Genomic DNA, 19618 nt, shown 5'->3' on the forward strand with positions numbered 1-19618 from the left:
GGCTTGACCGGGTGGGCGGGCTTGGCCGGGTAGGCGGGCTTCATCGGCTTGACCGGGTGGGCGGGCTTGGCCGGGTAGGCGGGCTTCATCGGCTTGACCGGGTGGGCGGGCTTGGCCGGGTAGGCGGGCTTCATCGGCTTGGCCGGGTATTCGGGTTTGACGGGCTTGGCGGGGTACGCGGGCTTGGCCGGGTATTCCGGCTTGACGGGCTTGGCCGGGTACGCGGGCTTGGCCGGGTATTCGGGTTTGACGGGCTTGGCGGGGTACGCGGGCTTGGCCGGGTATTCCGGCTTGACGGGCTTGGCCGGGTACGCGGGCTTGACCGGATACTCCGGCTTCACCGGCTTGGCGGGGTACGCAGGCTTGACCGGATACTCCGGCTTCACCGGCTTGGCGGGGTACGCAGGCTTGGCCGGGTATTCCGGCTTGGCGGGGTACTCGGGCTTGACCGGATAGGCGGGCTTCGCTGGGTAGTCGGGCTTCACCGGCTTGGCGGGGTACGCGGGCTTGGCCGGGTATTCGGGCTTGACGGGCTTGGCGGGGTACTCGGGCTTGACCGGATACTCCGGCTTGACCGGGTGGACGGGCTTGACCGGGTATTCGGGCTTCACCGGCTTGTCCGGGTACGCGGGCTTGACCGGGTGCACCGGGTACTCGGGCTTGACCGGGTGGACGGGCTTGGCCGGGTACTCCGGCTTCACCGGCTTGTCCGGGTACGCGGGCTTGACCGGGTGCACCGGGTACTCGGGCTTGACCGGGTGGACGGGCTTGGCCGGGTACTCCGGCTTCGCCGGCTTGACCGGGTATTCGGGCTTGACCGGCTTGACCGGGTATTCGGGCTTGACCGGCTTGACCGGCTTGACCGGGTATTCGGGCTTGACCGGGTGCACCGGGTAGGCGGGCTTTTCCGGGTGCACCGGATACGCCGGCTTGGCGCCGTGTGCCGGGTGTGCGGGCTTGGCCGGGTACGGCGGGTGCGGGGTGGTGTCGTCCTGGGCGTGGGCCGTGCCCGCGCTCGCCAGTGCGGCTGCGGCGAGCGCGGCAGCCATGGCGGCGGGTGCCAGAACAGATCGCCATTTCGGCGATGTCGTCATCTTCCACTCTCCTCGACTTGGTTCAGGGCCTCGTGACGGTTGGTCAGCACCAAGAGCCGGACAGTGGAATGAATAGGAAATACGGTGATATGAATAACGCCGTTGCGGTCATAAGCCACCGGATGGTGTAGCCCCCGGGGGCCAGTTGGCCCGGAGCCCGGCGAGGCGCAGCGTGGCCCCGGGCCACCGGAGGGAAGCCGGCCAGGGCGAGCGTCAGGACACCGGCCCTCGTCCGTCCCGCAACCCCTCGGCGAACGTCCGCGCGGCGGCCAGGTCCCCGGCGTTCGGCCGTTGCTTGTTGATGCCGCCGACGAGCTTGAAGGGCGTCCAGGTGTCGAACGCCCGGCACGAGAAGCTCCCGTCCACCTCGAAGCCCTTGCCTTGGAGAAGCTGGACGAGGGGGCGGGTGAAAGGCGCCGGCGCAATCTCGGGCAGCCCGCTGGTGGCGAACACGAACGCCCGGCCCCGTCCGGCGGGAAGTGCCTTGACGAACTCGGCCAGCCGGGGGTGGAGCCTGCCGTAGAAGACACCCGAGCCGAATCCCACGAGGTCGGCCCCGGCCAGCTCCGCCAGGTCGGCCTGCTCGGGCGCGACGACCTCCGCGCCGAGTACTTCGGCGATGCTGTCGGCGACACGACGCGTATTGCCGTGCGACACGGAGGCGCACACGATGACGGTCCTCATCCTCACGATCCCTTCCCTTCGCTCGCTTCAGTAGTGAGGACCACGCAGCGGCGCTCAGACGTGACAGCAAACAGAATGTGACGCAGCGTCATCGCCGCTACGACCGTGGCCGTGTGCGTGTTGAGCCTGCTGCTGAGGCGCTTCGAAAACCGGTGGCGCGGCGCTGCCGTGCGTCACTACCGTGCCGCTGATCCAAGTCATCCAGGCAAGGACGTGCCGTTGTACACCGTGTGAGACCCCCCGAGAGCTGATGTGTCGCGCGTCGCGCATGTGCGCCGCGCTCCTTTTTGCTGCGGACTTCTCACTGAAACCGGTGTACTGCTGTGCTCAATCGCTGGGTGGTCATGCCCACCTGCCTGCCGCTCGTTCTCCGTCGTTGCCACGCGTGCGCGTCCGAGCGCTTCCGGGCGAACGGCAAGTTTCGTGTCAACGCAAACCACAAGCTTCTCGACGCCTGGCTCCTCGTGCTCTGTACCGCTTGCGGGGAGACCGCGAAGCTGACGGTCCTGGAGCGGATGAACGTGCGTTCCGTACGACCTGAACTGCTGGACCGGATGCACGACAACGATCCCGGCCTGGCAGCCGAGTTGCTCCAGGATCCGGCGGTGCGGCGCCGTAATCGCATCGCCCTCGACTGGGACAACGCCTGGCGCCTCGACACCGGCGGATCGGATCATCTGGACCGTGAGGTGATCGACGTGTCGGTCCGTTTCGCGGCACGGATCCCCGTCCGGCCGGTACGACTGATCGCTGAAGGCTGCGATCTTTCGCGGGCCGAGGTCGAGAGACTGATCGCGGAGGGGAAGCTCGTTTCGGCGGTCCGGCTGAGCGGCAAGCTCTCCGGCGACTTCACCTTCACGCTCAAGCGCTGAGCCCTGCGGCGCGAAGTCGAGCATCTCCAGGGTCTGTCCGGCAAGCCGGCCGGACAGACCCTGTCCCGGCCCTCATCCAGACTGCGTCCGCGGCGCCGGCATGCTCTGACCACCCGTCACGCGGTGATCGCGGTGGTGTCGGCGGAGAGTCTTCATGGTGACGTAGCTGGTCACCGTGCCGGGCAGGCCGGCCACCTGGTCGGCGTGGAAGTCCTCGTATGCGGGCAGGTCGGGGACCTCGACCTGGAGCAGATAGTCGGAGTTGCCGGTGATGTGGTGGCTGTGGACCACCTCGGGCAGCCGGGTGACCGCACTCTCGAACGCGATCACGTCCGCGCGGGTGTGCCGCATCAGCCGCACCCCGGCGAACCCCCGCAGGCTGCGGCCGACCGCGGCGCGATCGATGAGCGCTCGGTAGCCGCGGATGACCCCGGCGTCCTCCGGTTGCCGCACGCGCCGCGGGCACGGTGACGGCGACAGCCCGACTGGCCGGAAGCGAGGTTCTAGAGCCAATCCCGCCGCTTGAAGATGACGTACAGACTTGTACAAACGACCCCCATCAGGGCGATCGCGAAGGGATATCCGAACGCCCAGTGCAACTCCGGCATGTGGTCGAAGTTCATGCCGTAGATCGTCCCCACCAGCGTCGGCGCGAACAGGATCGCCGCCCACGACGAGATCTTCTTGATCTCCTCGTTCTGCTCGAACCCCGCCTCCGCCAGCGCCCGCATCTCGGCGTTCTGCTGCTGCGTGACCAGCGTCGTGTTCACCGTGAGGATCTCGGTGAGGGCCTGGCGGAAGCCGTCGACGCGCTCGCTGGTGTGGGTGACATGGTCGGCGACGTCGCGCAGGTAGCGCTGGAGTTCCTCGTCCGTGCCGTACTTGGAGAAGCCGGCCATCAGGGCGTGCAGCATGCCGACGAGCGGGCGGGTGGCGCGCTGGAACTCGACCATTTCCCGGGAGAGTTCGTAGATGCGGCGGGAGACCTCGGGGTCGCCCCGGAAGACCTCCGTCTCGATCTCGTCGATGTCGTTCTGAACGCCCACCACCACCGGCTCGTAGCCGTCGACCACGGCGTCCAGTATCGCGTAGAGCACCGCCTCCGGACCGAGTTTGAGCAGTTCCGGAGTCTCCTCCATGCGTTGGCGTACCGCCGACAGATCGGGGGCCGCGCCATGGCGGACCGTGATCACGAAGTCGGGGCCGACGAAGACATGCAGTTCGCCGAAGTCGACCTCCTCGGGTGCGTCCAGGTAGCGGGCCGCGCGCAGGACCACGAAGAGTGTCTCGCCGTAGCGCTCCAGCTTGGGCCGCTGGTGCGCTTCCATCGCGTCCTCGACTGCGAGCGGATGCAGGTCGAACTCGGCAGCCAGGGAGAGCAGTTCCGCCTCCGTGGGACGGGCCAGGCCGATCCAGGCCATGCCGCAGGACTGGTCGCGCAGCTCGCGGTAGGTCTCGGCGAGCGTGGCGGGGGCGGACACCCGCACGCCGTCCCGGTACAGCACCGCCTGCACGACGCTCGCCACCTCGGAGGAGTCGGAGGCCGTGGTGCGCGCCGCGGGCGCCGGCTCCGGTTGCTCCGGTTGCGGCGGGGGAGTGACGGCTCGGCGCCAGGCGGACTTCACGGGATTCTTCGAGGCGGGGCGTGCGCGTCGCTCGGACATCGCGGCTGCCTCCCGGTCTGGACGACGACTGCGTGATCTCCGATGCAGGATATACGGGGCGAATGGCATCGGAGGGGTGAGGGGATCCGGGATTCCGTGAGAGTTGCGGACCGAAGGTGTCCGCAAGTCTCGCTAGCGTGCGGAGCATGACGAAGCGCAGCACAAAGAAGACGGCGGCCGCGGCCGGCCCCGTGCTCGGCACCCGCGCCCTCAACCGCGCCACCCTCGACCGGCAGTTGCTGCTGCGTCGCTCGCCGATGTCCGCCCTGGCGGCCGTGGAGCATCTGGTCGGCCTCCAGGCCCAGGAGGTCAAGCCGCCCTACTACGCGCTCGCCGCCCGCCTCGACGGCTTCACGCCCGGTGAACTGTCCGGCCTGCTGGCCGACCGCGCCGCCGTGCGGATGGTCACCATGCGCTCGACGATCCACCTGCACACCGCCGACGACAGTCTCACCCTGCGTCCGCTGGTCCAGCCCGCCAGGGACCGCGAGATCAACTACTTCCGCAAGGGCCTCGTCGGCGTCGACCTGGACCGGCTCGCCGCGCTCGCCCGCGACCTCGTCGAAATCGAGCCCCGCACCATGAAGCAGCTGCGCGAAGCCCTGATCGTCGAGTGGCCGGACGCCGACCCGCAGTCCCTGGCCGTCGCGGCCCGCTGCAAGCTCCCCCTCGTCCAGGTCACCCCGCGCGGACTGTGGGGCCGCAGCGGACAGGTCACTCTCACCACCGCGGAGAACTGGCTGGACCGTCCCGCCGAACCGGCCGCCTCACCCGATGCCACGGTGCTGCGCTACCTGGCCGCCTTCGGGCCCGCCTCCGTGAAGGACATGCAGACCTGGTGCGGCCTGACCCGGATGCGCGACGCCTTCGAACGGCTCCGCCCCGACCTGCTCACCTTCCGCGACGAGAACGGCGTCGAGCTCTTCGACCTTCCCGACGCCCCGCGCCCCGATCCGGACACCCCGGCCCCGCCCCGCTTCCTGCCCGAGTTCGACAACCTCCTCCTCTCCCACGCCGACCGCACCCGCGTGATCCCGCCCGCGAACCGTGGCCGTACCTGGCAGGTGAACACCGTCTACTGCCCGCTCCTCGTCGACGGCTTCCTCGTGGGCGTGTGGCGGATCGTCGGCGACGAGCTCGTCATCGAGGAGTTCACCCAGCTCACCATGGCTCAGCGCGGGGAGGTGACGGAGGAAGGGGAGCGCATGCTGAAGGTGATGCACCCGGACGCGGCGTACGACATCCGCTTCGGGACCGTGATCCCCTAGTCGGCAATCCCGGCCATGGGGCATCGGCATGAGTGTGGAGTCGGGTGCCGACGTGGATGCGCACATGGATAGGGGGCGTTGCGGGCCGCTCGTGGAGGCCCGCAACGCCCCCCGGTCTTTCACCTGGGGTGTGCTCAGGAGACCTGTTCGCTGACCTCGTCCGAGAACGTGGTCAGCCGGGTGTAGATGCCCGGGTACCCGGCTTGGGCGCAGCCCTCGCCCCAGGAAGTGATGCCTGCCAGGACGCCCCCGATGAGCAGGGGACCGCCGCTGTCGCCCTGGCAGGTGTCGACGCCGCCGGAGGTGTATCCGGCGCAGACCATGTCGGACGAGATGAAGTCCGCACCGTAGGAGCTCGCGCAGCTGGAGTTGGACACGATCGGCACGGTCGCCGTGCGCAGCTGGTTGGAGGAGCTGCCGCCCGAGGAGGTGGTGCCCCAGCCGATGATGCGGGCGGTGGCGCCGGTCGCGTACACGCCGGTGTCCGAGGAGTCGACGTACGAGGCCGGCGTGTACGGCATCGACGTGGACAGGGTCAGCACGGCGACGTCGTTACCCTCGGTGACGTCCGAGTAGTCCGGGTGGATCCATATGTCGCTGACCTGGCTGACGGTGCCGTTCGTGCCGTTGAGGTAGGTGCGCCCGCCGACGACGCGGACGCTGCCGTTGCTCTCGCCGACCATGCAGTGGGCCGCGGTGACCACCTTGGTCGCGGAGACCAGGGTGCCGCCGCAGAACTGGTTCTGCGAGGCGTCCGTGATCTGCATCATGAAGGGATACGAGGTCGTCGTGGTCGTCGTACCGCCCACGATGCGGGAGGACGCAGCCTCAGCGGTGGGGGCGCTGAGCAGTGCGGCCGCGGCGGCGGCAGCGGTCGCCGCGACGGCGGCGGTCTTTCTGGCACGGGTGAGCCCGAACATGAGACTCCTCATTGGGGGTTGCCGGTGGGGGGTCGCGCGGGTGTGGGGGGTATGCACGAGGGTCGCGGGACCGGCCCCCGTGTGCCCGAGCGAGCGGCACGAACTCAAGGTAGGTCCCGGAAACTTCCCTTCCCAATGAGGGAACCCCCTAAGGGAGTTGGGCAGGGAAAACCCTCGGTCCGCCCCGATAAACCCACGCGGACCGACAAAGACGGGTGAACTCACCTCGTACGGCGCCGAGATCCCACGTCGTACGGCGCCCCGACCTCAGGTCGTGCGGCGCCCCGCCGCCAGTCTGACGATGTCGACCCGCGATCGGATCCCCAGCTTGCGATAGACGCGGGTGAGCGTCGCCTCGACCGTCTTGACGCTGATGAACAGGCGTGCGGCGATCTCCCGGTTGGTCGCGCCCTCCATGACGAGCGCGGCGACCTGACGCTCCATCGAGGCGAGCCCGTCCAGGCCGTCGAGCCCGTCCGGGGCGGAGGCGGCGGGGGTGGGGGCCGCCTCCACGGGCCGCGCGGCCGCGGCGACCTCGACCTGCCGCAGCCAGGGCAGTGCCCGGCAGCGGCGGAACAGCCGGGCCGCCTCGTCGTACGACGTCGGGCCCGCGGTATCGGAGCGCAGCTGGGCCAGGGCGAAGGCGGCCCGCGCCTCTTCCAGGCTGTAGCCCAGCTTGCCGAGCCGGTCCTGGGCCGACGTCAACTGGGCCGCGGCGGCGTCGTGTTCGCCCCGTGCCGCACGGATCAGCGCCTCGGCCCGGTCCAGTACGGCCAGTACGCTCTCGCGGTCCAGCCGCAGCGCCGGCTCACGCGTGCCGTCGATGACGTCCTGCGCCTCCGCGATCTCCCCGCTGCGCACCAGGGCCTCGGCCAGGTCGCCGTGCCACCGGCCGCGCGCCGGGTCGGTGATGCCTAGGCCCTGCTCCACCTCCCGCACCCGGCGCAGCGAACGGACCGCCGCCGCCACGTCCCCGGCCACCAACTGGGCGTGCCCCAGGGCGGCCAGGGCACGCGACACGTACATCTGGTCGCCGTCCTCCTCGGCGTGCGCCACCGCTTCCCGCGCCAGCTCCAGCGCCCGGTCCACGTCCCCGCCCGCGGCCTCCGCGAGCGAGGTCAGCACCGCTGATGCCACCTCGCCGATCCCGGTGTCCCGGGCCAGCCGCAGGCTCTCGCGGGCCAGGTCGAGGGCGCGTGAGCAGTGCCCGGAGTGCAGTTCGGTCTCGGCCACCCCGCGCAGGAAGTGCACCTCGCTCTCGACCGACCCGCGCCGCCGCACCTCCCGCAGCAGGGCGGTGACCGTGGCGCGCGCCTCGGCCAGCTGGTCGCTCATGATCAGCCAGCGGAACCGGGAGTAGCCGGCGCCGTTGTGATGGCACGCCACCCTCGGGTCCTGGGGCTCTTCGAGTGCCCGCCTGATGGTCGCGGGAGCGTCCGGGTGGCCCATCAGGGTCTCGATCTGGGCCTGGAAGGCGAGCGCCATCAGCTCGGTGTACCGGTCGCCGGCCCGCGCGGCCAGCTCTGCCGCGTACGCCGCCTCGCCGCGGGCCTCGTCGAAGTCGCCCTCCACGAGCAGGGCGCGCCAGGTGAGTTGGTAGTGGACCAGGGCGAGCAACCGGGGGTCGTCGCCGGCGTCGGCCAGGGCCTGCGGGAAGATCTCGTCGACCTCCGTCATGGCGTGGCCCGCCGTGTCGATCACGATGATCCAGGCCCGCACCCGGTCCTCGGGCACGGTCGTGCGGCTCAGCACCTCACGGGCGATGTCCCGGGCGAGGTCCAGTTCCCCGGCGGTGATCGCGTCCTCGGCGGCGGCCAGGCGCATCAGTTCCGGGCTCGGGCGGCCGTCCGCCGGAGTGTGCCGGGCGGCGAGCAGCCCCAACTGCGCGGCCACCGACGGCGCTCCACGGTCCCGGGCCAGGGCGGCGGCCTCGGCGAGCCGGGCGGCGACCTCCGGGTCGGTGCCATGGGTCGCCAGGGCAAGGTGCCGGGCGCGCTCGATGGGGTCGGACGCGGCGGTGGACAGGGCGGCGTGCGCGGCCCGGCGGTCCTGCGCGGGCGCCTCCGCGTACAGCGCCGCGGAGATCATCGGGTGCGCGAACCGTACGGCGGGACCCTCGGGTTCGGTGGCGAGCAGTCCGAGTTCGGCGGCCTGGGCGGTCTCGGCCTCGGCGTCGGCACGGCCGGCCTCGTGCAACAGGGCCAGCGTGGGGCGGGCGCCCGCGCTCGCCACGAGGAGGGTGCGGCGGGCTTCCTCCGACAGCATCTCCAGGCGGTTCAGCACCAGGGCGCGCAGCGAGGTGGGCACCGGCAGGGGCTCGCCGGGGCGGGGCGGTGTGGGGTTCTCCGCGAGGGCGCGGCCCAGTTCGAGGGCGAACAGGGCGTTGCCGCCGCTGGTGCGGTGGATGTCGCGGACCGTGGAGCGGGGCAGGCCGGTGTAACCGCGGTGGTCCAGCAGGGCGGACAGCTGGGCGCGGGAGAGCGGGCCCAGCCGGACGGCGAGGGTGTCCGGCGGAGACGCGCGCAGGTGGCGGTCGTACTCCTCGCCCTCGGTCCGCACCGCGCACAGCATCCGCACCGGGGTGTCGCCGAGGCGCCGGGCGGCGAATCCGAGGAGTTCGGCGCTTGCCGGGTCGAGCCATTGAAGGTCGTCGGCGACGACGAGGACGGGTCCGGTGTCGGCGAGGGCGCGCAGGGCGGACAGCACCGCCAGGCGCAGGGCGAGGCCGTCGCGCTGGAGGGTGGACTCGCCGCGGCCGGTGAGGGCGGACTCCAGGGCGGTGCGCTGTGCGGCGGGCAGCCGCTCGGACACCTCGTCCAGGACCAGGCCGAGGAGGTCGGCCAGGGCGAGGAAGGGGAGGTGGGATTCCGACTCCGTGGGCGAGCAGCGCAACACGGTGCGTGCCGCGCCGCCGTATTCCCCGGCCAAAGCCCGCAGGACCGTCGACTTCCCAATTCCGGCAGGGCCGTGAAGCAGCACGCTGCCGCCCCGCCCGAGCTGCTCACGCGCCGCCGTGAACAGCTCCTCCCTGCCGATGACCTGGTCGGGGCGGCAGCCGGCAGGCTCCTTGAAGTCCCGTCGCACGGTCACCGCTCCCCTCCGTGTGTCGTGTTCGGGCCAATATTAGGCAACAGGTCTTTGAATTTCGGACCGACGACATGGTGAGGCAAATAACAGCGACGGGCATAGGGAAATTCAAAGCATGGATGAATGAATGGAGGGTCGTCGGGGTGGGCCGGCCTACGGCAGCAACCCCGCCCGGCGTGCCGCGACCACCGCCTCCCCGCGCGTGTGGGTGCCCAGCTTCCGCATGGCCGACCGCAGATAGCTCCTGACCGTCTCCACCCGCAGCCCCAGCCGCTCGCCGGCGACCGCGTTCGTCGAGCCGGCGGCCACGCACGCCAGCACGTCCAGCTCGCGCGGGGCCAGCCGGACGCCGCTCGGCGCACGCGCCGGGCCCTCCGCCAGCAGGCCGCAGGCGTCCAGCAGTTCCGCGCGCAGGGCGGGGTCGCCGATGCGCGGGGCCAAAGCCCGCAGCGCCGCGTGTGCCTCGCGGACCTGCTCCCAGTCGGCGCCCCGGTCGAGCGGCGTCTGCACCGGCGCCGCCTCCGCCCGTGCCGCCTCCAGCAGCCCCCGGACCTCGTCCCGCACCACCAGTGCCTGTTCGACGTCCCGCGCCGCCTCTACGGCCGCCGTCAGCGTGCGGTCGCCCAGAGGCTGGGCCGTGCGCAGGGCGCCGTACAGGACTCCGCGCACCCGGCGTCGTACGACGACCGGGACCGCCAGCACCGATCGCAGTCCCTCCACGGCGACGGCGGCGTCGTACTCATGGGTGATCTGCCGTGAGGCGGAGTAGTCCGTGACCGCGCACGGGCGGGCGAGGGCCACCGCCTTGCCGCCCAGGCCGTTGCCGGCGGTCACCGCGAGCCTGCTCAGGGACTCGGTGGCCGTGCCGTTCAGTTCGCTGATGCGCACGCGCGGACGCCCGGGCTCCACCAGGCCGCCGAAGGCGACCGGCAGCCCGGTCGAGCGGCGCAGGCGCAGCAGCGCGCCCCTTATCTCCACCGATGCGGCCGCGTCCACTGCCACCTGCTCGCCCTTTCCTGCGGCTTTCCCGAGCGCACACCCCCGTTCGGGGGTAGTGAGACCCACGTCACGGATTACACGATGGCAGAGGGCCGCCCGGCAAGGTTCCGGTAACCAGGAGGAAAGATGACGACGGGGACGGAGGAGTTCCGCAGTGCGCGGGACTTCCTGCTGGAGCACCGCGAGGACTACCCGACCGCCTACGAGGGCTTCACCTGGCCCCGGCCTAAGCGGTTCAACTGGGCGCTCGACTGGTTCGACGTCATCGCGGAAGGAAACGACCGCACCGCGCTGCACATCGTCGAGGAGGACGGCAGCGAGGTCCGTCTGTCCTTCGCCGAGATGTCGGAGCGCTCCGACCGCGTCGCGGGCTGGCTGCGGGCGCGCGGCGTCCGCGCCGAGGACCGCGTCCTCGTCATGCTCGGCAACCAGGCCGAACTGTGGGAGATCGCCCTCGCCGCCATGAAGCTGCGCGCCGTCGTCATCCCGGCCACCCCGCTGCTCGGCCCCGCCGACCTGCGCGACCGGGTGGAGCGCGGACGGGTGCGGCATGTGCTCGTGCGCGCCGAGGACACCGGCAAGTTCGACGAGGTGCCCGGCCGCTACACGCGCGTCAGCGTCGGCGGCGCACACGAGGGCTGGCAGACGTACGAGGACGCGTACGCCGCCCCGGCCGGCTTCACCCCCGACGGGCCGACCGCGTCCGACGACCCGCTGATGCTCTACTTCACCTCCGGCACCACCGCCCGCCCCAAGCTGGTCGAGCACACCCACGCCTCGTATCCGATCGGGCACCTGGCCACCATGTACTGGATCGGCCTCAAGCCCGGCGACGTGCACCTGAACATCTCCTCGCCCGGCTGGGCCAAGCACGCCTGGTCCAACCTCTTCGCGCCGTGGAACGCGGAGGCGACCGTCTTCATCCACAACTACACGCGCTTCGACCCGGCCCGCCTGATGGCCGAGATGGACCGCGCCGGCGTCACCACCTTCTGCGCCCCGCCGACCGTCTGGCGCATGCTCATCCAGGCCGACCTGAGCGCCCTGCGCACCCGCCCGCGCGAGGTGGTCGCCGCCGGTGAGCCGCTCAATCCCGAGGTCATCGAGCGGGTGCGCGAGGCGTGGGGCGTGACCATCCGCGACGGGTTCGGGCAGACCGAGACCGCGGTCCAGGTCTCCAACAGCCCCGGCCAGCCCCTGAAGACCGGTTCCATGGGCCGCCCCAGCCCCGGCTTCCGCGTGGAACTCCTCGACCCGGTCTCCGGCGCACCCGGCGCCGACGAGGGCGAGATCGCCCTCGACCTGTCCGGCCGCCCCGTCGGTGTGATGACCGGCTACCACGGCGACGCCGACCGTACGTCGGAGGCGATGGCCGGCGGCTACTACCGCACCGGCGACATCGGCTCCCGGGACGCCGACGGCTACATCACCTACGTCGGCCGCGCCGACGACGTCTTCAAGGCGTCCGACTACAAGATCTCCCCGTTCGAGCTGGAGAGCGCCCTGCTGGAACACGAGGCGGTGGCCGAGGCGGCCGTCGTGCCCGCGCCGGACGCGCTGCGGCTCGCGGTGCCGAAGGCGTACGTCGTCCTCGCGGAGGGCTGGGAGCCCGGCCCCGACACGGCCAAGGTGCTCTTCGAGCACTCACGGGAGGTGCTGGCGCCGTACAAGCGCATCCGCCGCCTGGAGTTCGCGCCGCTGCCCAAGACCGTCTCCGGCAAGATCCGCCGCATCGAGCTGCGCGAGGCCACGGCAGCCGGTTCGGACGCCGAGTACCGCGAGGAGGACTTCCGGTGAGCCCAGAGCTGTCGTACACGCACGGGACGAGCGACACCGCCCTGCTCGGGGACACGATCGGGGCCAACCTGGACCGGGCGGTCGCCGCGTGGCCCGACCGGGAGGCGCTGGTCGACGTGCCGTCCGGGCGGCGCTGGACGTACGCCCGGTTCGCCGCCGACGTCGACGAGTTGGCGTACGCGCTGCTCGCGAGCGGCGTCACCAAGGGTGACCGGGTGGGTATCTGGGCGATCAACTGTCCGGAATGGGTGCTGGTCCAGTACGCCACGGCCCGCGTCGGCGCGATCATGGTGAACATCAATCCCGCCTACCGCACCCACGAGGTCGAGTACGTCCTCAACCAGGCGGGAATCTCGCTCCTCTTCGCCTCCCTGAGCCACAAGACGAGCGACTACCGGGCGATGGTCGAGCAGGTGCGCGGAAAGTGCCCCCAGCTGCGGGAGACCGTGTACATCGGGGACCCGAGCTGGGAGGCGCTGATCGCGCGGGCCACACCTGCCCCGTTCGAGGAGCTGTCCTGCGACGACCCGATCAACATCCAGTACACGTCGGGCACGACGGGCTTCCCCAAGGGGGCCACCCTCTCCCACCACAACATCCTCAACAACGGTTATTTCGTGGGGGAGTTGATCGCGTACACCGAGCAGGACCGGGTCTGCGTCCCGGTGCCCTTCTACCACTGCTTCGGCATGGTGATGGGCAATCTGGCCGCCACCTCGCACGGCGCCTGCATGGTGATCCCGGCCCCGTCCTTCGACCCGAAGGCCACGCTGGAGGCCGTCCAGCAGGAGCGCTGTACGTCCCTGTACGGCGTCCCGACCATGTTCATCGCGGAGCTGAACCTCCCCGACTTCGCGTCGTACGACCTCTCCTCCCTGCGCACCGGCATCATGGCGGGCTCGCCCTGCCCGGTGGAGGTGATGAAGCGGGTCGTCGCCGAGATGCACATGGAGGAGGTCTCCATCTGCTACGGCATGACCGAGACGTCCCCGGTGTCCCTGCAGACGCGGCGGGACGACGACCTGGAACACCGCACGTCCACGGTCGGCCGCGTCCTGCCGCACATCGAGGTGAAGATCGTCGACCCGGCGACCGGTGTGACCCAGCCGCGCGGCACGGCGGGCGAACTGTGCACCCGGGGCTACAGCGTGATGCTCGGCTACTGGAACGAGCCCGAGAAGACCGCCGAGACCGTCGACGCCGGCCGCTGGATGCACACCGGCGACCTCGCGACGATGCGCGAGAACGGCTACGTCGAGATCGTCGGCCGCATCAAGGACATGATCATCCGGGGCGGCGAGAACATCTACCCGCGCGAGATCGAGGAGTTCCTCTACGCCCACCCCAAGATCGCCGACGTCCAGGTCGTCGGGGTGCCCCACGAACGGTACGGCGAGGAGGTACTGGCCTGCGTCATCCCGCGCGACGCGGCCGCCCCGCTGACGCTGGAGGAGCTGCGGGCCTTCTGCGAGGGGCAACTGGCCCACTACAAGATCCCGAGCCGGTTGCAGATCCTTGAGACCTTCCCGATGACGGTGTCCGGGAAGGTGCGGAAGGTGGAGCTGCGGGAGAAGTACGCGGACAGCAGGGGCTGATCACTCACCGGCCGTCCAGGGCGCGGCGCATGCAGACCCGGGGCCACCGGTCGAGGCCGAGCTCCGCCTCGCCGGCGCGGATCTTCCGCAGCCCCGGGGTGAGCTCGGCCTCGTCCAGTACGCGAAAGCCCAGGCGGGCGTAGTACGGCGCGTTCCACGGGACCTCGGTGAACGTGGTCAGGGTGAGGGCGGTGAGGTCCTGCTCGCGCGCGTGGTCGGCGGCGTACGTGAGGAGGGTGCGGCCCACGCCCCGGCGGGCGGCGACCGGGTGGACCGAGACCTGCTCGATGTGCAGGGCGCCGTCGACGGGCTCGCAGATCAGATAGCCGACCGGCCGGTCGCCCGCGTCGCAGGCGACCCAGGCGCGGCCCGCGCTGCGGTAGTGCTCCAGGACGTCCAGGGCGGGCGGCTCGTCGTCGGCGATCGCCGCCATGCCGAAGTCGCGGAAGACGGCTCCGGCGGCGCGTTCGATGTCCTGGAGGACGGGGAGGTCGTCGGCAGTCGCGGGGCGGATGCGCATGGGCCGAGTGTCCGTCGGCGGCGGCGTCGGGCGCGAGCCGATTACCGGGCGCCCGTGGCGTCCAGCTCGTCGGCGAGGCTGTTGACCGGCTGGGGCGTCCCCGTGAGGTCGAGGACGAAGAGGGGGACGCCCAGCCCGTCGGCGCGGACGCGGGCGTCGGGGGCGTACCCGGCGAGAGAGAAGTAGACGCAGGCCGCGGACTCGGACATGGCGGTCAGCCACAGGCACTCCACGTCCCGCAGGGAAGCCGGGCTGACCGTCGGGTCGATCTGCGCGAGCAGCCCGTGGGCGGCGATGCCGACCCCCGACGTGGGCCGCTGGTCGGCACGGCGGATGTCCCGGTAGCCGAGCCACCGCAGATAGACGGCGGCCGCGGTGACCGCGTCACGGGCGGTGCGGATCGTGACGGGCTGAAAGGCGCGGCGCGCCGCGGGCGGCGCCTCCGGCCGCTCGGCCCCCGCCTCCGCCACCGGCACCCGCACCGTCGTCCCGCAGGGGCATCCCACCTCCGGACGGGGCCAATGGCTCTCCCGGCCGCACGCCCGACAGCGCACACCGATCCACTCGTCGTCCCAGGCCCGATGCGCGACGGCCGTCGCGGTGCCGTGCGGATCGAGTTCCGGTGCGACGGGCGCCCCGCACGCGCACGGATAGGCGGGTGCCTCGTAGAGATGCTCGCGCCGGCAGGCCGGGCAGCGCACCGACACGCTCTCGGACATGGCCCACTCCAGGACGACCTCGCATCGGGACAGCGCTCCCATCGTCCTCCACGCGGTGCCCGGTTGTCCGCCCGTTGCCGGTCTTCGCCTCTTGACGCTCCTCAGCTGCCCCACTTACATTGCTTCCAGATAGTAGAAAACAGTTTCCGCTATGTGGAAGATGCAGGCGGAATCGACATCGTCACGGAATTGCTCACCGCGGGGCGCGACGGGAGTGCGAATCCGACAGCCGAAGCAGGAGTACTCAATGGCTCGTATGACCGCTGCCCGAGCGGCAGTCGAGATCCTCAAGCGCGAGGGCGTCAGCAACGCGTTCGGCGTGCCGGGCGCGGCGATCAACCCCTTCTACGCCGCGCTCAAGGCCTCCGGCGGGATCAACCACACCCTTGCCCGCCATGTGGAGGGCGCCTCGCACATGGCCGAGGGCTACACCCGTACGCACCCGGGCAACATCGGCGTGTGCATCGGCACCTCGGGCCCGGCCGGCACCGACATGATCACCGGCCTGTACTCCGCGATCGGCGACTCCATCCCGATCCTGTGCATCACGGGCCAGGCTCCGACCGCCGTGATCCACAAAGAGGACTTCCAGGCCGTCGACATCGCCTCGATCGCCAAGCCGGTCACGAAAATGGCGGTGACCGTCCTGGAGGCCGCCCAGGTCCCCGGCGTCTTCCAGCAGGCGTTCCACCTGATGCGCTCCGGCCGTCCCGGCCCGGTCCTCATCGACCTGCCGATCGACGTCCAGCTGACGGAGATCGAGTTCGACCCGGAGACGTACGAGCCCCTCCCGGTCTACAAGCCGGCCGCGACCCGCGCCCAGATCGAGAAGGCGATCGGACTGCTGAACGCGTCCGAGCGGCCGCTGATCGTCGCGGGCGGCGGTGTCATCAACGCCGACGCCGCCGACCTCCTCGTCGAGTTCGCCGAGCTGACGGGCACGCCGGTCGTCCCGACCCTGATGGGCTGGGGCCTGCTGCCCGACGACCACGAGCTGAACGCCGGCATGGTGGGCCTGCAGACCTCGCACCGCTACGGCAACGCGACCTTCCTGGAGTCCGACTTCGTCCTCGGCATCGGCAACCGCTGGGCCAACCGCCACACCGGCAAGCTGGACGTCTACACGGCCGGGCGCAAGTTCGTCCACGTCGACGTCGAGCCCACCCAGATCGGCAAGATCTTCGCGCCGGACTACGGCATCGCGTCGGACGCGAAGGCCGCGCTGGAGCTGTTCGTCGAGGTGGCCAAGGAGCTGAAGGCCGCCGGCAAGCTGCCGGACCGCTCCGACTGGGCGGCGTCCGCGCAGGAGAGGAAGGCGACCCTCCAGCGCCGTACGCACTTCGACGACATCCCGATCAAGCCGCAGCGCGTCTACGAGGAGATGAACAAGGCCTTCGGCCCGGAGACCCGGTACGTCTCCACCATCGGCCTCTCGCAGATCGCCGGCGCCCAGATGCTGCACGTCTTCAAGCCGCGGCACTGGATCAACTGCGGTCAGGCGGGCCCGCTGGGCTGGACGATCCCGGCCGCGCTGGGCGTGGCGAAGGCCGACCCCGAGGCGCAGGTCGTCGCCCTGTCCGGCGACTACGACTTCCAGTTCATGATCGAGGAGCTGGCGGTCGGCGCGCAGCACAGGATCCCGTACGTCCATGTCCTGGTGAACAACTCCTACCTGGGCCTGATCCGTCAGGCGCAGCGGGCGTTCGAGATCGACTTCCAGGTCAACCTGGAGTTCGAGAACATCAACTCGCCCGAGCTGGGCGTCTACGGCGTCGACCACGTCAAGGTCGTCGAGGGCCTCGGCTGCAAGGCGATCCGCGTGACCGACCCGAGCGAACTGGGCGCCGCCTTCGAGCAGGCCAAGAAGCTCGCTCAGGAGTACCGGGTCCCGGTGGTCGTCGAGGCGATCCTCGAGCGGGTCACCAACATCTCCATGTCGACCACGAACGACATCAGCAACGTCGTCGAGTTCGAGGAGATCGCGACGGAGCCGGGTCACTCGCCGACGTCGATCAGGACGCTGAAGGTCTGACGCGTCCAGCTAGTCCGCTCGCGGGCGAGGGGCGGTCCAACCGAAAGGTTGGGCCGCCCCTTTTTCGCGTGCCCCCGTGCGGTGCCCGCCGCCCCCGTGCCGGCGGGCACCGTGTGACGGGAATGTGCCCGCGCGAGGGTGCGGTTGAAGCCTCCCGGCGCCTGTTCAGAGGTTGATCTGAGGATTGCGTGGGCGACGTACGTCCGATGGCGTACGCGGCGCCTACGCGTCGTGGTGCTCCGACAGCCCCGGCCAGTCGTCGGGGCCGCCGCCCTGCCAGTCGATGAGGTCGCTCTCCGCCACGTCGGTGACGTACAGGTCGGCCAGGCGGAGGATCTCGCTCACGTCGTCCACGTGCGTGGCGATGCCCAGCGTGTCGTCGCCCTCGGTGACCCGCCGGGAGCCGTCCAGGGCCGGCGGGTGCACCACGACGTGCGGATGCTCGGTCGGATGTGCTGCCATGCCTTCAGCGTCCTGCGGACGGGCCGCTCCCGCACCCCGGAGGACGCCGAAGAGCGCCGGGCACAGGACCGTCCGTGCCCGGCGCTCTTCAGCCGGTGAGATATTCGGTTGTGGCCGTCCGACGGTGCGAGGCTGGGCGCGACAGGACGTTCGCGCCGCCGGACGGGGTCTGGAGGGGGTTCGGGACCGCGGCGGTTGCGACGGAACCGGATGCTCCTTCCCTCAGGTCGAAGAAGGAGACCGGGACCTTCACCACCGCACTGGCTCGCACGCCGCCGCGGTCCTCGTGTTGCCCGCGCCCGAGCCGATCGACCACCCCTCATCCGGGTCGATCGGCGTCGATGCGCGAGCGATGCGTCCGGCTCATGACCTCCCGTCAGGAGACGGACGCAGCCTCGGGGTTCAGTCCTCGCGCAGGGCGCGGACCGCCTCCTCCACGCGCTTGCCGTACTCCGGGTCGGCGGCGTGGAAGTGGGCCAGGTTCTTCTCGATCACGTCGTCGCGGGAGACCTGGGACAGGCCGCCGGCGATGTTCGCGATCAGACGGGACTTCTCCTCGGCGGACATCAGGCGGTACAGCTCGCCGGCCTGGAAGAAGTGGTCGTCCTTGGTGTGGAGCGGGGCCTCGTGGGCGCCCGTGTGGCCGGTCACCGCGAGCGGGGCGGACAGGGGGCGGCCGGTCTCGACCGGGCCGTCGTAGGAGTTCGGCTCGTAGTTCTTCGCCCCGCGGCCCTGGGAGTTGGCCGCCATGAAGCCGTCGCGGCCGTAGTTCTGCGCCGTCGTGGCCCTGGGGGCGTTCACGGCCAGCAGGGTGTGGTTGACGCCCAGACGGTAGCGGTGGGCGTCCGCGTAGGCGAACAGCCGGCCCTGGAGCATCTTGTCGGGGGAGGGGCCGATGCCCGGCACGAAGTTGTTCGGGGAGAACGCGGCCTGTTCGACCTCGGCGAAGACGTTGTCCGGGTTGCGGTCCAGGACCAGCCGGCCCACGCGCTGCAGCGGGTAGTCCTTGTGCGGCCACACCTTGGTGAGGTCGAACGGGTTGAAGCGGTAGTCGGCCGCCTCGGCCGCCGGCATGAGCTGGACGTAGAGCGTCCACGACGGGTGCACGCCCCGCTCGATCGCCTGGAGCAAGTCGGTCTGGTGGGAATTGGCGTCCTTGCCCGCGAGCTCGGCACCCTGCTCGGAGGACAGGCAGCGGATGCCCTGGTTCGTCTTGAAGTGGTACTTGACGAAGAAGGCCTCGCCCTCGGCGTTCGTCCACTGGTAGGTGTGCGAGCCGTAGCCGTTCATGTGGCGGTACGACGCCGGGATGCCGCGGTCGCCCATCAGCCAGGTCACCTGGTGCGTGGCCTCGGGGGCGTGCGCCCAGAAGTCCCAGACGTTGTCCGGCTCCTGCTTGCCGGTGAACGGGTCGCGCTTCTGCGAGTGGATGAAGTCGGGGAACTTGATCGGGTCCTTGATGAAGAACACCGGGGTGTTGTTCCCGACGAGGTCGTAATTGCCCTCGGCCGTATAGAACTTGAGCGCGAAACCGCGCGGGTCGCGCACCGCGTCCGCACCGCCGAGGCTGTCGGCCACGGTCGAGAAACGCAGGAAGACCTCGGTCCGCTTGCCCACCGCGCTCAGGAAGTCGGCGTGGGTGAAGCCGGTGACGTCGTCGGTCACCTCGAAGTGGCCGTACGCGCCGGAGCCACGGGCGTGCACCACGCGCTCCGGAATACGCTCGCGGTTGAAGCGCGCCAGCTTCTCCAGCAGGTGCTGGTCCTGGAGCAGGAGCGGGCCGCCGACGCCGGCGGAGGCTGAGTTCTGGTTGTCGGCGACCGGGGCGCCGGACTCGGTGGTGAGCACGCGCTTCGACATCGTGGACCTTCCGTGCGGGTGTCAGCGGAAAACTGTTTCCGCTTT

15 protein-coding genes and 1 pseudogene are annotated in these 19618 nt (G+C 70.6%); 5 read left to right on the forward strand and 11 right to left on the reverse strand.

The window, feature by feature from the left end; genetic code table 11:
- Together ACZ7L5_RS03295 and ACZ7L5_RS03300 are read right to left on the reverse strand one after the other, a co-directional pair.
- Positions 1 to 1094 (reverse strand): annotated as a pseudogene (locus tag ACZ7L5_RS03295) (hypothetical protein); the annotation flags it as partial.
- A gap of 213 nt (positions 1095 to 1307) precedes the next feature.
- Positions 1308 to 1778, reverse strand: a complete 471-nt coding sequence (locus ACZ7L5_RS03300) for a flavodoxin family protein (protein WP_471513964.1) — start codon at positions 1776 to 1778, stop codon at positions 1308 to 1310.
- A 323-nt stretch (positions 1779 to 2101) separates the two neighbouring features.
- On the opposite strand from ACZ7L5_RS03300, the gene ACZ7L5_RS03305 reads away from it, so the two are divergent.
- Entirely contained in the window at positions 2102 to 2650 is a 549-nt protein-coding gene (locus ACZ7L5_RS03305) for a DUF1062 domain-containing protein (RefSeq protein WP_471513966.1), read from the forward strand.
- Between the two features lie 72 nt (positions 2651 to 2722).
- Here ACZ7L5_RS03305 and ACZ7L5_RS03310 read toward each other — a convergent pair whose 3' ends face one another.
- Positions 2723 to 3103 carry an Lrp/AsnC family transcriptional regulator gene (locus ACZ7L5_RS03310; protein ID WP_471513968.1) on the reverse strand — a complete coding sequence of 127 codons (381 nt, stop codon included), beginning with the start codon at positions 3101 to 3103 and terminating at the stop codon, positions 2723 to 2725.
- 50 nt (positions 3104 to 3153) lie between these two features.
- A complete protein-coding gene (locus ACZ7L5_RS03315; RefSeq protein WP_471513970.1) occupies positions 3154 to 4314 on the reverse strand; it encodes a magnesium and cobalt transport protein CorA in 1161 nt (386 codons plus the stop codon).
- 146 nt (positions 4315 to 4460) lie between these two features.
- Here ACZ7L5_RS03315 and ACZ7L5_RS03320 point away from each other — a divergent pair, with 146 nt between their 5' ends.
- The gene (locus ACZ7L5_RS03320) at positions 4461 to 5582 is read left to right on the forward strand and encodes a winged helix DNA-binding domain-containing protein (RefSeq protein ID WP_471513971.1); all 1122 of its coding nucleotides are present in this window, start codon (positions 4461 to 4463) and stop codon (positions 5580 to 5582) included.
- Positions 5583 to 5716: 134 nt separating this feature from the next.
- Here ACZ7L5_RS03320 and ACZ7L5_RS03325 read toward each other — a convergent pair whose 3' ends face one another.
- The 3 genes from ACZ7L5_RS03325 to ACZ7L5_RS03335 form a co-directional block, all read right to left on the reverse strand.
- Positions 5717 to 6502: a S1 family peptidase gene (locus tag ACZ7L5_RS03325; RefSeq protein WP_471513973.1), complete on the reverse strand. Its 786-nt coding sequence runs from the start codon at positions 6500 to 6502 to the stop codon at positions 5717 to 5719.
- 267 nt (positions 6503 to 6769) lie between these two features.
- On the reverse strand, positions 6770 to 9592 hold the full coding sequence (locus ACZ7L5_RS03330) for a helix-turn-helix transcriptional regulator (protein ID WP_471513975.1): 2823 nt from the start codon (positions 9590 to 9592) through the stop codon (positions 6770 to 6772).
- Positions 9593 to 9742: 150 nt separating this feature from the next.
- Positions 9743 to 10585, reverse strand: coding sequence for a helix-turn-helix transcriptional regulator (locus tag ACZ7L5_RS03335; protein ID WP_471514499.1), 843 nt, complete (start codon positions 10583 to 10585; stop codon positions 9743 to 9745).
- Positions 10586 to 10714: 129 nt separating this feature from the next.
- Between ACZ7L5_RS03335 and ACZ7L5_RS03340 the strand changes: the two genes are divergently transcribed.
- On the forward strand, positions 10715 to 12385 hold the full coding sequence (locus tag ACZ7L5_RS03340) for an AMP-binding protein (RefSeq protein WP_471513977.1): 1671 nt from the start codon (positions 10715 to 10717) through the stop codon (positions 12383 to 12385).
- Positions 12382 to 13980: an AMP-binding protein gene (locus ACZ7L5_RS03345; protein ID WP_471513979.1), complete on the forward strand. Its 1599-nt coding sequence runs from the start codon at positions 12382 to 12384 to the stop codon at positions 13978 to 13980. Before ACZ7L5_RS03340 ends, ACZ7L5_RS03345 begins: the two co-directional genes overlap by 4 nt.
- 4 nt (positions 13981 to 13984) lie before the next feature.
- On the opposite strand, the gene ACZ7L5_RS03350 is transcribed toward ACZ7L5_RS03345, so the two are convergent.
- Complete coding sequence (locus tag ACZ7L5_RS03350; RefSeq protein WP_471513981.1) at positions 13985 to 14500, reverse strand: GNAT family N-acetyltransferase; 516 nt, start codon at positions 14498 to 14500, stop codon at positions 13985 to 13987.
- Between the two features lie 41 nt (positions 14501 to 14541).
- Positions 14542 to 15219, reverse strand: coding sequence for a hypothetical protein (locus ACZ7L5_RS03355; RefSeq protein WP_471513983.1), 678 nt, complete (start codon positions 15217 to 15219; stop codon positions 14542 to 14544).
- A gap of 247 nt (positions 15220 to 15466) precedes the next feature.
- Here ACZ7L5_RS03355 and gcl point away from each other — a divergent pair, with 247 nt between their 5' ends.
- Complete coding sequence (gene gcl / locus ACZ7L5_RS03360; RefSeq protein ID WP_471513984.1) at positions 15467 to 17251, forward strand: glyoxylate carboligase; 1785 nt, start codon at positions 15467 to 15469, stop codon at positions 17249 to 17251.
- Positions 17252 to 17473: 222 nt separating this feature from the next.
- Here gcl and ACZ7L5_RS03365 read toward each other — a convergent pair whose 3' ends face one another.
- Both ACZ7L5_RS03365 and ACZ7L5_RS03370 read right to left on the reverse strand, forming a co-directional pair.
- On the reverse strand, positions 17474 to 17713 hold the full coding sequence (locus ACZ7L5_RS03365) for a hypothetical protein (protein ID WP_328878327.1): 240 nt from the start codon (positions 17711 to 17713) through the stop codon (positions 17474 to 17476).
- A 402-nt stretch (positions 17714 to 18115) separates the two neighbouring features.
- On the reverse strand, positions 18116 to 19573 hold the full coding sequence (locus ACZ7L5_RS03370) for a catalase (RefSeq protein WP_471513986.1): 1458 nt from the start codon (positions 19571 to 19573) through the stop codon (positions 18116 to 18118).
- Positions 19574 to 19618 lie beyond the last annotated feature (45 nt).

Source organism: Streptomyces sp. NPDC107528 (genome assembly GCF_055639295.1).